Below are 13,845 nucleotides of genomic sequence, written 5' to 3'. Positions count from 1 at the left end.
CTGGGGTTCTTTCATGGTATAAAGCAACCCACACTTGTTTTCTGACTCACTCGAATGAATCGTGGTTTTTATACCATCATGGCGGCGCAGTTTTTCTCGTCGCTGGCAGACAATGCGCTGCTGTTCGTAGCCATTGACGTGCTGGTGTCGATGAATGCGCCGGCGTCGCTGACGCCCTTGCTCAAGCTTTCATTCGTGCTGTTCTACGTGCTGCTGGCCGCTTTCGTCGGCGCGTTCGCCGATTCGCTGCCGAAGGGCCGCGTCATGTTCATCGCCAACCTGATCAAGGTCTTCGGCTGCGGCCTGATGTTCCTGACCGTCCACCCACTGCTGTCGTACGCGGTGGTCGGCTTCGGCGCGGCCGTGTATTCGCCGGCCAAATACGGCATCCTCACCGAACTGCTGCCGCCGGAAAAACTCGTCGCCGCCAACGGCTGGATCGAGGGCTTGACCGTGATGTCGATCATCTTCGGTACCGTCATGGGCGGCTACCTGGTCAGCACCGCGGGTTCGGCCCTGATCCTGGGCGTCGACTTCCCCTTCGTCGACACCGGCATCGACACCACCAGCGAAGCGGCGATGGCGGTCGTGGTCGTCATTTATCTGCTGGCCGCCCTGTTCAACCTGCGCATCCCGGAAACCGGCGCCCGCTACGAGCACCAGGAACGCAATCCGGCCAAGCTGATCACCGACTTCGCCAACTGCTCGGCCACGCTCTGGAAAGACAAGCTGGGCCAGATCTCGCTGGCCGTGACCACCCTGTTCTGGGGCGCCGGCGCGACCCTGCAGCTGATCGTGCTGAAGTGGGCCGAACGCTCGCTGGGCATGCCGCTCGACAAGGCAACCAGCCTGATCGGCGTGGTCGCGATCGGCGTGGCGGTCGGCGCGGCGCTCGCCGCGCGCATGATTCCGCTGCGCAAATCGTTGACGGTGATCCCGATGGGCATCGTCATGGGCCTGGTCGTGACCGCCATGGTCTTCGTCCACGACGTCATCGTCGCCTACCCGCTGCTGGCCCTGATCGGCTTCCTGTCGGGCTTCTTCGTGGTGCCGATGAACGCCCTGCTGCAGCACCGCGGCCACGTGCTCATGAGCGCCGGTCACTCGATCGCGGTGCAGAACTTCAACGAGAACCTGTCGATCCTGACCATGCTGGCGATGTACGCGATCATGATCACGCTGGACCTGGACCTGAACATCATCATCGTGCTGTTCGGCCTGTCGATCGCGGGGATTACCTTCCTCATCATGCGCCTGCACCAGCGCAACCAGGCCCAGCACGATTCGCTGGCCCTGATTGGCGAACACAAGCATTAACCGACATTTGTGCAAATAATATTTGCACAATATTAAGTTTCAGCAAATAATATTCTGGCTGGCGTCCTCGGCACGTCCTTCCTCCGCGGTTCTCGCCTGCGCCCGCGCGCGCCAGTCGTCCGGCACGATGAACCCGCGTTCGACTTCTTCCACCACGCCCGGCGCGGCGCGCACCACGGCCACCAGGACCGGCGACGGATTGGTCTCGAAGCGTGCTTCCAGCTCGGCATGCAGCTGGGCGCGGTTCATCAGCCATTCGGCATGGCCGGCGCGAAAGGGCGCCAGCCATTGCAGCTTGGGCAGGACCAGGAAGGCGTCCGCATCGAACGCATCGAGTTCGCCGAGCGCGCACCAGAAGCCGCGGCAGTGGCCGGCGCCGATGCCGCTCAGGGCCGGCCAGCTGCCGGCCGGGTAGAACAGCCAGCCCTTGACCAGCGCGCGCGCCAGCGTCACCGGACGCGGCAGCAGCGGCTGGGCGGCGGGGTGCGCGCCCAGCGCCAGCTGGCGCCCGAATATCTTGCGCATCTTCGCGCCCAGGCTGTCGGCCAGGTTGGGGCCGACCAGGGCGTCGAATTCCTGCCCCGCCTCCACCCCTTGCAGCAGATAGAACTTGGTCGCGAACTCGATGTGTTCGAGCGCGTCGGCGCCCGCCTCCAGCAGAAAGTCGAATTCGCCGACGGTGTCGTTGCGGCTGGCGCGGATCTGCAGGCCATGCGCGACCAGCCGTCCCTGCTCCTGGAAATAAAAGGCCATCAGCTTTTCGGCATACAGGCCCAGGCGCGTGTAGACGCGCGGGCCGAGGGCGGCGTCGAGCGGCGCCGGGTCCTGGTCGAGCTGGCGCAGCCAGCGCTCGACCGCGGGCGTCACCGGCCCGGTCGAGGCGATGCGACCCTGCCACTGCGGCGCCGCGACGTCGAGCAGGTCGGGCGAATCGAGCAGCCAGGCCAGGGCGCGCACGCGCGCGCGCCGCAAGTGGCCCCAGCGGCGGTGGAAGGCGGCCTGGCTGCTATCGGTCCGGTCGCGCATCGAGAGACCGTGCCCGGCACAGGTCGGCCCAGGCCAGTGCCTTGTCGCCGCCGCGGCGTAGCAGTTCGCCCGGATGCAGGGTCGCCACCAGCGGCACCCCGCCCAGGCTGTGCGTGGCGCCGCGGGCGCCGGCCAGCGGCGCCTGCAGCGCCTTGCCGAGCAGGCCATTGGCGGCGATCTGGCCCAGGGTCAGTACCAGGCCGGCCCCGGTCAAGGCCAGTTCGCGCTCGAGGAACGGGCGGCAGGCCGCCACTTCCGCGGCGGTAGGCGCGCGGTCGCCGCCGTTGGCCGACAGCGGCCGGCATTTGACGAGATTGGTGACATACACGTCGCGTTCGCGCGCGAAGTCGACGGCGGCCAGCATGTTGTCGAACAGCTTGCCGGCGTCGCCGGCGAGCGGCACGCCGTCTGTTTCGTCCGCGGCGCTGCTGGCGCCGGCGGCGACCAGCCAGCGCGCCGCCTGCGGCCCGGCGCCATGCACCGGCGCGCGCCCGGCGCAGTCGCCGCAGCGCGTGCAGCGGGCGATCGCCGCGCGCAGGGCGTCCCAGTCCATGGCGGCGATGGCCTCGGGACTGTCGGCTTCTTCTTCCTGCACCGGCGCGGGCGCCGGCGGCGTCCACGGGTCGGGCGCCGGCGCCGAGGTGCGCGGAATCTCGCCCCAGGCCGGGTCGCGCGGCGGCGGCGCGATGACGCCGGGCGCATGCATGCCCGGCGTCTCGGCCGCCCGCGGCCCGGGCGCGGGCGGCGCCTCCACGGCGGCGCCGTCGGGCTGCCTGCGCAGGCGCCATAGCGGCGCGATGCCCATCTCGGCCAGGAACGCTTCGTTGCGTTCGTCCAGGTTCATAATGCGAGCCTCATCACGATGGCGTCCTCGCGCTTGCCTTCGTGGGCCGGATAATAGCCCTTGCGGCGGCCGATTTCGGCGAAGCCGAAGCGGCGATACACTGCCAGCGCCCGCTCGTTCGACGGCCGCACCTCCAGCAGCACCGATTCGGCGCCCATCTGCCTGGCGCGCGCGCACAGGGTGTCGAGCAGACGGCGCCCGAGGCCGGTGCCGTGGCGCTTGCCGGCCACGGCCACGTCGAGCAGGTGCGCCTCGTCGAGCGCATACATCAAAACGAAATAGCCCGCCAGTTCACCCGCCGCGTCGCGCAGCAGCCAGGCATCGTAGCCGGCGGCGAGCGAGTCGCTGAAGTTGGCCCGGCTCCATGGCTGCGGAAACACGCTGCACTCGAGTGCGTGGACGGCGTCGACGTCGCCCATCGTCATCGGCACCAGCGCGAGCTCGGCAGTGGTGGTGGCGGACGCGCGCATCATGCGCCCTTGCCTGCGGCCTTGGCCGCGTTGATGACCTGGCGCTCGGCGCTGGTGTAGGCCACCTTGTTGCGCAGGTAGAGCGGCTGCGCCTGCGCCGCCGGCAGGCCCAGCCCGGCGGCCAGCGCGGCGGCGCCGATGCGCGCCAGTTCGCGCGCATGCGGCACGACCGCCGTATCGGCCCGCGCCGCGAAGGCTTTGCCCAGAAACGCATCCGGATAGGCGGCAAAGCCGTTGCCGCAGGCGGCCAGCCCCTCGGCCGGCAGCGGCGCCACCTGGTCGGGGCCGGACAGCACCGGCGCGATCACGGCCTGCCAGATGCCGTCGAAGCGGTACTGCGCCCAGTAAACCTCGTTCATGCGCGCGTCGAGCACGGCGAGCACCTCGGTCGCGCCGCTGCGGGCGCGGCAGGCCTCGGCCATGGCCGCGAGGGTGACCAGCGGCAGCACCGGCAGGCCGGCGCCGAAAGCGAGGCCCTGGGCCACGCCGCAGGCGGTGCGCACGCCGGTGAAAGAACCGGGCCCGGCGCCGAAGGCGATGGCATCGACGTCGCCCAGGCGCACGCCCGCCTCGGCCAGCAGTTCCTGCACCATCGGCAGCACGGCTTGCGAATGGGTGCGCACCCCGCCCGACTCGCGCGCGATGACGCCGTCTCCGGACAGCAGCGCGCAAGAGGCAAGTTCGGACGAAGTTTCGATGGCGAGGATGATAGGCATGCGCTATTTTAACCCGTCATGCACGGGCCCTGCCATGGCCCGCGTCGGCCCACGCACTGGCCACGCGTTGGCCCATGCATTGGCCCAACCCTGCGCCGCAAGGTAGAATCCGCTCATGCACAGCCTGACACTCGACACAAGCAATCGCGACCAGCTCGCTTCTTCCATCGGCGGCGGACGCTGGGTCGTCGCCTGCCTGTGTGCCGCCTGGTGCGGCACCTGCGGCGGCTATCGCGCTGCCTTCGACGCGCTGGCCGCGCGCCATCCCGACAAGACCTTCGTCTGGATCGACATCGAGGACCAGGCCGAGGTCGTCGGCGACCTCGACGTCGACAATTTCCCAACCTTGCTGCTGCAGCGCGGCGACACCGTCGCCTTCTTCGGCCCCATGCTGCCCGACGCCGGCCTGGCCGACCGCCTGGTGCAGTCCCAGGCCGACCTGGCGCCCGGGGAACTGGCGCGCCTGGCCGCCTCGACCGAGGAAAGACGCGCCTGGCAGCGCGACTGCAATTTGCAGACCCTGCTGCGCCAGGCCGGCTGACCGGCATCCGGACAAGCCCCCGATCCCATCCGGGGGAAAAGCTTGCTCCCGGCAAGCGGCAACGAATCGGAACGGCCATTTGCGCCGGATATGCCAGAATGAACCACACCACACCGGGTCCGCGATTCGAGGCGCCTCGCCTCGCCCGTGCGGCTCTTCCCACACCTCCATGCCGCCATCCGAGCCATCCTTCCACGCGCTGTTCGACGCGTCGCCCAACCCCTACCTGGTCCTCGACCGGCAACTCCATATCGTCAGCGCCAACCGCGCCTACCTGGCCTCGACCCGGCGCGCACTACCGGACATCGTCGGACGCTGGGCCTGGGATGCATTTCCAACCGACCCGGAAACCCTGAAGCAGTCGATCGCCTCCTTCGAGCGCGTGATCCGTACCCGCCAGCCCGATACCATGGCCCTGCTGCGCTTCGACATCGCGTGTGCGCAGGCGCCGGGCGGCTTCGAGCCGCGCTACTGGAGCATTACCCACACCCCGGTATTCGACGCCGCCGGCGAAGTCGCATTCGTGATGCAGCATCCGATCGACGTCACCGAGATCGAACGCATGCGCAGCGCCGCGCGCGGCGCCGGGGAAGGCGATCTCCTGCCCGAACACAGCGGCCTGATCGACCGCGCCGAGCATGTGTTTCGCCAGAACCTGACGCTGCAGGCCGACCTCGAGCGCCTCAATGCCCTGTTCCAGCAGGCGCCGAGCTTCATGGCGGTGCTGCGCGGCCCCGAACATGTCTACGAACTGGTCAACGACGCCATCGTCGAACTGATGGGGCAGCGCCAGTACCTCGGCCGGACCGTGCGCGAAGCGGTCCCTGAACTGGCCGGCCAGGGCTTCCACGACCTCCTCGACCGGGTCTATGCCAGCGGCGAAGCCTTCGTCGCGCACGCCATGCCGGCGCAGTTGCGGCGCCATGGCGGGCAGCTCGAAGAGCGCTTCCTCGACTTCATCTACCAGCCGATCCTGGGCGACGGCCACGAAGTGAGCGGCGTGTTCGTCGAGGGCACGGACGTCACCGACCAGGTGCGGGCGCTGGCCGAGGTCGAGGAAAAAGTCAAGCGACTGGAAAGCGCCGAGCGCCAGCTGGCCTTCCAGCTCGAACTGGCCGACAGCCTGCGCCCCTTGAACTCGGGCGCGGACATCGCCGCCACCGCCAGCGCGGTGCTCGGCCGGCGCCTCGGGGTGGCGCGCGTGCTCTACACCGAGGTCGACCCGGCGTCGATGAACCTGGGCGTGCGCGGCGACTGGAGCGACCCCCAAGTGGCGAGCCTGACCGGCACCGACCTGGCGCTGGACCAGTTTGGGCGCGGCATCGGCACCGAACTGCTGGCCGGGCGGCCGGTGCTGGTGGACGACGCGGGCGCGGCCGGCGGCGCCTGCGCCGCCGACGCGCGCTTCCAGGCCGGCGCCCACCTGACCGTGCCCGTGTTCGAGGCGGACACGCTGCGCGCGGTGCTGAACCTGCAGTACGCGACGGCGCACCACTGGACGGGCGAGGAGCTGCGCATGGCACGCGACATGGCCGAGCGCACCCGCGCCGCGGTCGACGCGGCCAATGCCCAGCGTGCCCTGCGCGCGGAGCGCGACGCCTCGCAAACCATCTTCGACAGCATGGCCGAGGGCTTCGGCCTGCTCGACCCTGCCTGGCGCCTGGTCAAGATGAATGCGGCCGGGCTGAAGCTCCTGCGCCGCGGCGAGGACGTGCTCGGCACCGGTTTCTGGGACGCCTTTGCCGAGACGCGCGGCACCGGGGTCGAGCGCCTGTGCCGGCGCGTCAAGGAGACCGGGGTGGCCGACATCGTCGAGTACCCGCACCCCACCGGGGGCGGCGGCGTGCGCTGGCTCGAGGTGCGCGCCTTCCCGGCCCTCGGCGACGGCATCGCCCTGTTCTTCCGCGACGTCACGGTGCGCCGCGACGCCCAGGAGCGCCAGCGCGAAACGGCCGAGCGCCTGCACTTCATCCTCGAGTCGGCGCAGCTGGGCGCCTGGGAACTCGACCTGGCCACCGGCGCCACGCGCCGCTCGCTGCTGCACGACCGCTGCTTCGGCTACGATGCGCCGGTTCCGGACTGGAGCCTGGCGCGCTTCCTCGCGCATGTGCATCCGGACGAGCGCGAGCGCGTCGGCGCCGAATTTGGCGATGCGCTTACGTCCGGCAAGGTGTTCGAAACCGAATGCCGCGTCTTCTGGCCGGACGGCACGCTGCACTGGCTCGTCGTCTTCGGCGCCAGGCATGCCGGCGCCGAGCGCATCGCCGGCATCGTCTACGACATCAGCGAACGCAAGCAGGCCGAGGAAAAGCTGCGCCTCGAGGGACGCAGGAAAGACGAATTCCTGGCCATGCTGGCGCACGAACTGCGCAATCCGCTGGCCCCGATCGGCGCGGCCGCCCAGATCCTCTCGCTGGGCACGCCCGACGCCGCCAAGGTGCGCAAGACCAGCGCCATCATCACGCGCCAGGTTGCCCACATCACCAGCCTGATCGACGACTTGCTGGACGTCTCGCGCGTCTCGGGCGGACTGGTACGGCTGGAAAAGGCGCCGGTCGACGTCCGGGACGCGGTGGCCGACGCGGTCGAGCAGGTGCGCCCGCTGGTCGAGGCGCGCGGCCACCGGCTCGACGTGCAGCTGGCGCCCGGGCACACGGTGGTGGCGGGCGACCGCAAGCGCCTCGTCCAGGTACTGTCGAACCTGCTCAACAACGCGGCCAAGTACACGCCCCAGCACGGGCGCATCGCAATGCACATGGAGATCAGCGGCGACTCGGTCGTGCTGTGCGTGATCGACGACGGCATCGGCATGACGCCCGACGTGCAGGCCGGCGTGTTCGACCTGTTCACCCAGGCCGAGCGCACGCCCGACCGCTCCCAGGGCGGCCTCGGGATCGGCCTGGCGCTCGTGCGCAGCCTGGTCGAGCTGCATGGCGGGCGCGTCTCGGTGCACAGCGACGGCCTGGGCCGCGGCAGCAAGTTCTCGGTGGTGCTGCCGCGCCTGCCGCAGGCAGCGGCGGTCGACGCCACGCGGACCGCGGCGGCGTCGGGTGCGCACGCGAAGCCGGCGCCGCTGCGCGTGCTGGTCGTCGACGACAATGTCGACGCGGCCCAGCTGCTGGCGATGTTCCTCGACAGCGCCGGCCACCGCGTCGCCGTCGAACACGATCCGGTGCGCGCGCTCGACGCGGCCGCCACCGGCGGCTTCGACGCCTTCCTGCTCGACATCGGCCTGCCCGGCATGGACGGCAGGGAACTGGCACGGCGCCTGCGCCGGCTCCCGCAGGGCCGGCACGCGCTGCTCATCGCGGTCACCGGCTACGGCAGTGCGCAGGACCGCGAGGCGGCGCTCAATGCGGGCTTCGACCACCATTTCGTGAAGCCGGCGCCGCTGGAGAAGCTGCTGGCCATATTCGCGCGAACGGTGCGGCGCGGGACGGATGCGCACTGAGCGCCTGCGGCGACGCCGCGCGCGCCTGAAGCCGGCGCCGGCTACGCCAGCCGCAGCGGCAGACTGCGCAGGCGCTGCCCCGTCAACTTGAACAAGGCCGCCGCCACCGCCGGCGCCACCGGCGGCACGCCCGGCTCGCCCACGCCCTCGGGCGGCGCGGCGCTGGGCACGATCACCGTCTCGACCTGCGGCGCGCGATCGAACCGCAGCAACGGATAATCGCCGAAATTCGACTGCTGCACGCGCCCTTCCTTGATCGTGATCTCGCCGCCCAGTGCCGCCGACAGGCCAAACACGACCGCCGACTCCATCTGCTGCGCCACGATATTCGGATTGACGACGATGCCGCAATCGATCGCGCACACGACCCGGTGCACGCGGATCTCGCCGCCCTCGACCGCCACCTCGGCCACTTGGGCGACGATGCTGCCGAACGACTGGTGCAGCGCCACGCCATGCGCACGCCCCGCGCCCGGCACGCCCGCCCGGGCGACTGCCGCATCGAGCACCGCCAGGTGGCGCGGATGCCCGGCCAGCAGCGCGCGCCGGTAGGCGACGCCGTCCTGGCCGGCCGCATGCGCGACCTCGTCCAGGAAGGCTTCCTTGAAGAATGCGTTGTGCGAGTGGCCGACCGAGCGCCAGTAGCCGAGCGGCACCGCGCTGTCGACGATCACGTGGGCGATGCGCTGGTTGGCAACCTCGTACTGCATGTCGTACGCGCCCTCGGCGGTCGTCTTGTCCGGCCCGATGCCGGGCAGGCCGAGGTTGCGCGGGAAGTACTGGTGGCCGATCGCGCCGCCGGCCGACTTGCTGTCCCAGGCCAGCAGGCGGCCGTCGGCGCCCAGGCCGGCCCGCAGGCGCGCCAGCGCCGCCGGGCGGTAGACGTCGTGGCCGGTATCGTCCTCGCGCGTCCAGATCAGCTGCACCGGCTTGCCGCCGGCGGCAAGCGCCACGGCCACCGCCTGCGCCACCATGTCGCCCTCCAGGCGGCGCCCGAAGCCGCCGCCCAGCAGCATCACCTCGATCCCGACGTCCTCGCGCGCCACGCCCGCGACGCTGGCGGCGACATCGACGGCGATGCTCGGCACCTGGGTCGAGGCCCACAGGCGCACCTTGCCGTCCGCCACCTGGGCGGTACAGTTGACCGGCTCCATCGCCGCATGCGCCAGGAAAGGCGCGCGGTACTCGGCGGCGACGGTTTTCACGATGCCCGCGACGTCCCGGGTGCCGCTCTCGTGATAGGTGAAACCGGATGCGTTGTCGAGGGCGCCGGCAAGGCCGGCGAAGATCGCTTCCGAGGACAGGCCGGCGCCCGCGCCCTCGTTCCACCGCACCGGCAAGGCCGCCGCTGCGGTCCTGGCCTGCCACCAGCTGCGCGCGATCACGGCCATGCCGGCGCCCGCGCCGGCATGGGGGCCGAGCGCGGCCGAGATGTCGGCCACGCCCACCACACCGGGCATTGCGCTGACGGCATGCGCGTCGAAGGAAGCGACACTGGCGCCGATCACCGGCGCCATCTTCACGGCCGCGTACAGCAGGCCCGGCGGACGGGCGTCGATGCCGAACAGCGCGCTGCCGTCGACCTTGCCCGGCGTGTCGCGGCGCGGCACCGGCTTGCCGATAAGGCGGTAGTCGCGCGGCGCTTTCAGGCGCACGTCGCCGGCGTCGATCCCGGCGCCGACCTCGGCCGCGCGCGCGGCCAGGCTCGCATACGAGGCGCGCCGGCCGTCCGGGTGGATCACGAAACCGTCCTCGGTGCGCAAGTCCCGGTCGCGCGCATTCCACCCCTCGCCCGCGGCCCGTACCAGCATCGCACGCGCCACGGCGCCGGCTTCGCGCATCGGCTGCCAGGCATCCTTCACGCTGGTCGAACCGCCGGTAAACATGATGCCCAGCTCGCGGCCGACCTTCGCCAGCATCCACTGGGCGCCGTCCTTCAGGTTGCCGCGTTCGTCGGGATGGAACGGGAGGTTTTCGCGCAGCACGGCGAGGTTGCCGAAGATCTTGTCGATCGGGGCCGGGGCGATGCGCACGCTGTGCAGGGCGGCGTCGAGTTCTTCGGCCACCAGCATCGGCAGCGCCGTGTGCACGCCCTGGCCCATCTCGCTCCGGGGCACCACGACCGAGACCGTGCCGTCCGGGCCGATGGCGATCCAGCCGTTGAGCGCGACGGCGCCGTCGGCGAATGGCGGCGGTCGGTCCGCGTGCAGGCGCTGGCGCGGCGGGCGCGTGCCCCAGCCCACCAGCAGCGCGCCGCCGGCAGCCAGGCCGCCGAGCAGGAAGCGCCGGCGCGAACGCCGGGCGCGCAGCGCCGGTTCAGGTGCCGCGCCGGGCGTGTTGGTGTCTCTCATGCTGCCGCTCCGTCCACTGTTCGAGCAGCTCGCCCGGCGCCACCGGCTGGCCGTACAGGTAACCCTGCGCGCGCGTGCAGCCGTGGCGCAGCAGGAAGGCCGCCTGTTCTTCGTTTTCCACTCCCTCGGCGATCACCGCAAGGTTCATGCTTTTGCCAAGCTGGATGATCGCGATCGCGATCGCCTCGTCGTTCGAGTCGACCGCGATGTCCTTGATGAAGCTGCGGTCGATCTTCAGGACGTCGACCGGCAGCTGCTTGAGGTAGGCGAGCGACGAGTAGCCGGTGCCGAAGTCGTCGATCGCCAGCCCGACCCCGATCGCGTGCAGCTGGTGCACGAAGGCCAGCGCGTCGCCGGTGTTCATGATCACCGATTCGGTCACCTCCAGCTGCAGGCGGCGCGGCGCCAGGCCCGTCTCGGCCAGCACCTGGGCGACCTGGGCCGTCATGGCGCCGCGCTCGACCTGGCGTACCGACAGGTTCACCGCCATCTTCGGCACCGCCAGGCCCGCCTCGTCCCAGCGCCGCATCTGGCGGCAGGCCTCGAAAAGCACCCATTCGCCCAGCTGGTTGATGAAGCCGCTGTCCTCGGCCATCGGGACGAAGCGCACCGGGCTGACCAGCCCCAGCTCGGGATTATGCCAGCGCACCAGCGCCTCGACCCCGATCAGGCGCTGGCTGCCGATTTCGACCTGCGGCTGGTAGTGCAGGAAGATCTCGCCCCGTTCGATCGCGCGCCGCAGCAGCGCTTCCACGCGCAGGCGCTCGACGCCCTCGCCGTCCATCTCGGGCGAATAGAACTGGAAGCCGTTGCGCCCGCGCGACTTGGCCTGGTACATGGCCACGTCCGCATTGCGCACCAGGAGATTCGGGTCCAGGCCGTCGCCCGGGAACAGGCTGATGCCGATCGAGCCGGTGACGAACAGCTCATGGTTCGAGATCATGAAGGGCTGCTCGAACAGGGCCATCATCTTGGTGGCCACCTGGCCGGCGCCATAACTGCCGTCGACGTTTTCGAGCAGGACGATGAATTCGTCGCCGCCCAGGCGCGCCAGCGTGTCGCCGTCGCGCAGGCGTTCGCCGAGCGCGCCCGCGACCTGCTTGAGCAGCTCGTCGCCGACGTGGTGGCCGAGCGTGTCGTTGACGTTCTTGAAGCGGTCGAGATCGATGAACATGACGGCCAGCTGCAGTTGCTCGCGCGTGGCGCGGCCGATCGCATGCAGCAGGCGGTCCTGGAACAGCAGCCGGTTCGGCAGGCTGGTGAGCGGGTCGTGGTGGGCCAGGTAGTCGAGCTTCTCCTGCGACTCCTTCAGGCGCGTGATGTCGCTGAAGACACCGACGTAATGGGTCACCTTGCCCTCGTCGTTGCGTACCGTGGAGACGGTGAGCCACTCGAGATAGGTCTCGCCGCCCTTGCACGTGCTCCACAGTTCGCCGCGCCAGAAGCCGGTTTCGCTCAGCTGGCGCCACATGTTCCCGTACACGTCCTGGTCGTGCTGTCGGGAGCGCGTCACGCTCCAGGATTTCCCCACCACCTCGGCCGGTTCGAAGCCGGTGATGTGGGTGAAGGCGGGATTGACGGTGACGAGCATGCCGTGGACGTCGACCACCATCACGCCGTCGGCGATGTGTTCGAGCACGGTGCCCGACAGGCGAAGCTTTTCCTCGTTCTCCTTGCGCTCGGAAATGTCGGCGAAGACCCAGACATTGCCGGCTTCCGGCTTGCTCGGGTCGATCGGGCTGCCGCTCACCAGACACCACAGCAGGCTGCCGTCGCGGCGCCGGAACTGGCGTTCGTGGCTGGCGTCCGCCCCGCGCCCGAGTCGCGGGAAGAATTCGTCGCCGGTCCTGGCGTGCTCGCCGTTGCCGACGAAAAGCACCGAGGCCGGCCGCCCGACCAGGCTGCCATGCTCGTAGCCGAACAGTTCCTCGGTGCGCCGGTTGACCGAGACGATGTGGCCGTCGCGCGTGAACACGACGCCGAACATGACGTTGTCGAGGATCGCGCCCTGCTCGGCCAGCAGCGCCTGGATGCGCATCTCGTTGTGCTTGCGCTCGCTGATATCGGAAATGATGCCGTCGACCCAGAAGCCCTCTTCGCCCTGCATGCGTTGCGTCTGGCCGCTCTCGAGCACCCAGCGCGCGGCGCCGCGCGCGTTGGCGATGCGGTATTCGACCTCGTAGGCACGCCCCGTCACCAGGGCCTCGCGCGTGACCCGGTGCCGCAGCGGACGGTCCTCGGGAACGATCAGCGCGGACCAGGCATCGGACTCGGCGTGCATGAGCGCAGCGGCCGGCACCCCGGCGATCTCCTCGATGGCGTCGCTGACGAAGTCGATCGTGCCGCTGGCCGTGGCGCGGAACACGGCGCCCGGCACCTGGGTGACGATCGAACGGAACTGCTCCTCGCGCCGCGCGACGTCGGCGAACAGGGTGCGGATCGCCACCCGCATGCGCTCCATCTGGGTGCCCAGGCGTCCCAGTTCGCCGGAACCGTCAAGCACCAGCGGCGCATCGAAGTCGCCGCGCGACAGGCGGTCGGAAAAGCCGGCCAGCGTGCGCAGCGGCCCGTGCAGGCGGCGCCGCAGGACGGCCAGGATCAGCAGCAGCGACACCGCCACCTGCACGGCCAGCACGAGCGCGTAGCTGCTCTGCTTGCGGTGCAGCGCGCGTTCGCTGCGCAGGTCGTCCATCTCGATCGTCACTTCGCCGATCCGCTCGCCCTGCATCACGATGTCGCGCTCGGCGCGCAGCACGCGGCCCAGGGTCCTTTGCGGCGCGCGCACGTCGATGAAGCCGGTGTCGAGCAGGCCGCTTACCTGGATGCGCACCACCGACGGGTCGCGCATGACCGAGTCGACCAGCGAGCGCGCGGCATCGGTGTTCATGTTCCAGAGCGACTCCTGCATGCCCAGCGCGAGGATCTCGGCATTGCGTTGCAGGGTTTCGTTGAGTTCGGCCACGGCGCTCTGGCGTTCCTGCACCACCAGCAGGAAGTAGCTGGCGACAAACGCGGGAATCACGAGGCCGCCGACGACGGCCATCAACACCGCGCCGTAGACCGACTTAACATGGAGCAGGCTTGCTCTCGATAAAAATGCGCGCAGGTCAATCCGTGGCATGGTTGTGG

At 70.0% G+C, this 13,845-nt stretch carries 9 protein-coding genes; 3 read left to right on the top strand and 6 right to left on the bottom strand.

Features of this window, described 5'->3' with window-relative positions:
- Positions 1-54 precede the first annotated feature (54 nt).
- The gene (lplT, locus tag ACFPOU_RS09085) at positions 55-1,317 is read left to right on the top strand and encodes a lysophospholipid transporter LplT (RefSeq protein ID WP_379719688.1); all 1,263 of its coding nucleotides are present in this window, start codon (positions 55-57) and stop codon (positions 1,315-1,317) included.
- A 39-nt stretch (positions 1,318-1,356) separates the two neighbouring features.
- Here the strand turns inward: lplT and ACFPOU_RS09080 are convergent, their stop codons facing one another.
- The 4 genes from ACFPOU_RS09080 to tsaB are packed head-to-tail and all read right to left on the bottom strand — an operon-like array spanning position 1,357 to position 4,373.
- The gene (locus ACFPOU_RS09080) at positions 1,357-2,343 is read right to left on the bottom strand and encodes a DUF1853 family protein (RefSeq protein WP_379719686.1); all 987 of its coding nucleotides are present in this window, start codon (positions 2,341-2,343) and stop codon (positions 1,357-1,359) included.
- Complete coding sequence (locus ACFPOU_RS09075; protein ID WP_379719684.1) at positions 2,324-3,187, bottom strand: uracil-DNA glycosylase; 864 nt, start codon at positions 3,185-3,187, stop codon at positions 2,324-2,326. Before ACFPOU_RS09075 ends, ACFPOU_RS09080 begins: the two co-directional genes overlap by 20 nt.
- Positions 3,184-3,660 (bottom strand): ribosomal protein S18-alanine N-acetyltransferase, encoded by a 477-nt coding sequence (rimI, locus tag ACFPOU_RS09070; protein ID WP_379719682.1) that lies wholly within the window; start codon positions 3,658-3,660, stop codon positions 3,184-3,186. Before rimI ends, ACFPOU_RS09075 begins: the two co-directional genes overlap by 4 nt.
- Entirely contained in the window at positions 3,657-4,373 is a 717-nt protein-coding gene (gene tsaB / locus ACFPOU_RS09065) for a tRNA (adenosine(37)-N6)-threonylcarbamoyltransferase complex dimerization subunit type 1 TsaB (RefSeq protein ID WP_379719680.1), read from the bottom strand. The genes rimI and tsaB overlap by 4 nt, the downstream gene beginning before the upstream one ends.
- Before the next feature lie 115 nt (positions 4,374-4,488).
- Here tsaB and ACFPOU_RS09060 point away from each other — a divergent pair, with 115 nt between their 5' ends.
- The gene (locus ACFPOU_RS09060) at positions 4,489-4,914 is read left to right on the top strand and encodes a thioredoxin family protein (protein ID WP_379719678.1); all 426 of its coding nucleotides are present in this window, start codon (positions 4,489-4,491) and stop codon (positions 4,912-4,914) included.
- A gap of 169 nt (positions 4,915-5,083) precedes the next feature.
- Positions 5,084-8,365, top strand: a complete 3,282-nt coding sequence (locus tag ACFPOU_RS09055; protein WP_379719676.1) for a hybrid sensor histidine kinase/response regulator — start codon at positions 5,084-5,086, stop codon at positions 8,363-8,365.
- 41 nt (positions 8,366-8,406) lie between these two features.
- Here ACFPOU_RS09055 and ACFPOU_RS09050 read toward each other — a convergent pair whose 3' ends face one another.
- On the bottom strand, positions 8,407-10,716 hold the full coding sequence (locus tag ACFPOU_RS09050) for a xanthine dehydrogenase family protein molybdopterin-binding subunit (RefSeq protein WP_379719674.1): 2,310 nt from the start codon (positions 10,714-10,716) through the stop codon (positions 8,407-8,409).
- Positions 10,682-13,837 carry an EAL domain-containing protein gene (locus ACFPOU_RS09045; RefSeq protein WP_379719672.1) on the bottom strand — a complete coding sequence of 1,052 codons (3,156 nt, stop codon included), beginning with the start codon at positions 13,835-13,837 and terminating at the stop codon, positions 10,682-10,684. Before ACFPOU_RS09045 ends, ACFPOU_RS09050 begins: the two co-directional genes overlap by 35 nt.
- Positions 13,838-13,845: the final 8 nt, after the last annotated feature.

The organism is Massilia jejuensis, assembly GCF_042656795.1.
Taxonomy (GTDB): Bacteria; Pseudomonadota; Gammaproteobacteria; order Burkholderiales; family Burkholderiaceae_D; genus Telluria; species Telluria jejuensis.
Note: the sequence above shows the minus strand (reverse complement) of the source record. Positions and strands in the feature narration are given on the sequence as shown.

Coding starts and splice junctions, on each gene's coding strand:
- lplT (WP_379719688.1), top strand. CDS start 55: ATGAATCGTGGTTTTTATACCATCATGGCGGCGCAGTTTTTCTCGTCG.
- ACFPOU_RS09080 (WP_379719686.1), bottom strand. CDS start 2,343: ATGCGCGACCGGACCGATAGCAGCCAGGCCGCCTTCCACCGCCGCTGG.
- ACFPOU_RS09075 (WP_379719684.1), bottom strand. CDS start 3,187: ATGAACCTGGACGAACGCAACGAAGCGTTCCTGGCCGAGATGGGCATC.
- rimI (WP_379719682.1), bottom strand. CDS start 3,660: ATGATGCGCGCGTCCGCCACCACCACTGCCGAGCTCGCGCTGGTGCCG.
- tsaB (WP_379719680.1), bottom strand. CDS start 4,373: ATGCCTATCATCCTCGCCATCGAAACTTCGTCCGAACTTGCCTCTTGC.
- ACFPOU_RS09060 (WP_379719678.1), top strand. CDS start 4,489: ATGCACAGCCTGACACTCGACACAAGCAATCGCGACCAGCTCGCTTCT.
- ACFPOU_RS09055 (WP_379719676.1), top strand. CDS start 5,084: ATGCCGCCATCCGAGCCATCCTTCCACGCGCTGTTCGACGCGTCGCCC.
- ACFPOU_RS09050 (WP_379719674.1), bottom strand. CDS start 10,716: ATGAGAGACACCAACACGCCCGGCGCGGCACCTGAACCGGCGCTGCGC.
- ACFPOU_RS09045 (WP_379719672.1), bottom strand. CDS start 13,837: ATGCCACGGATTGACCTGCGCGCATTTTTATCGAGAGCAAGCCTGCTC.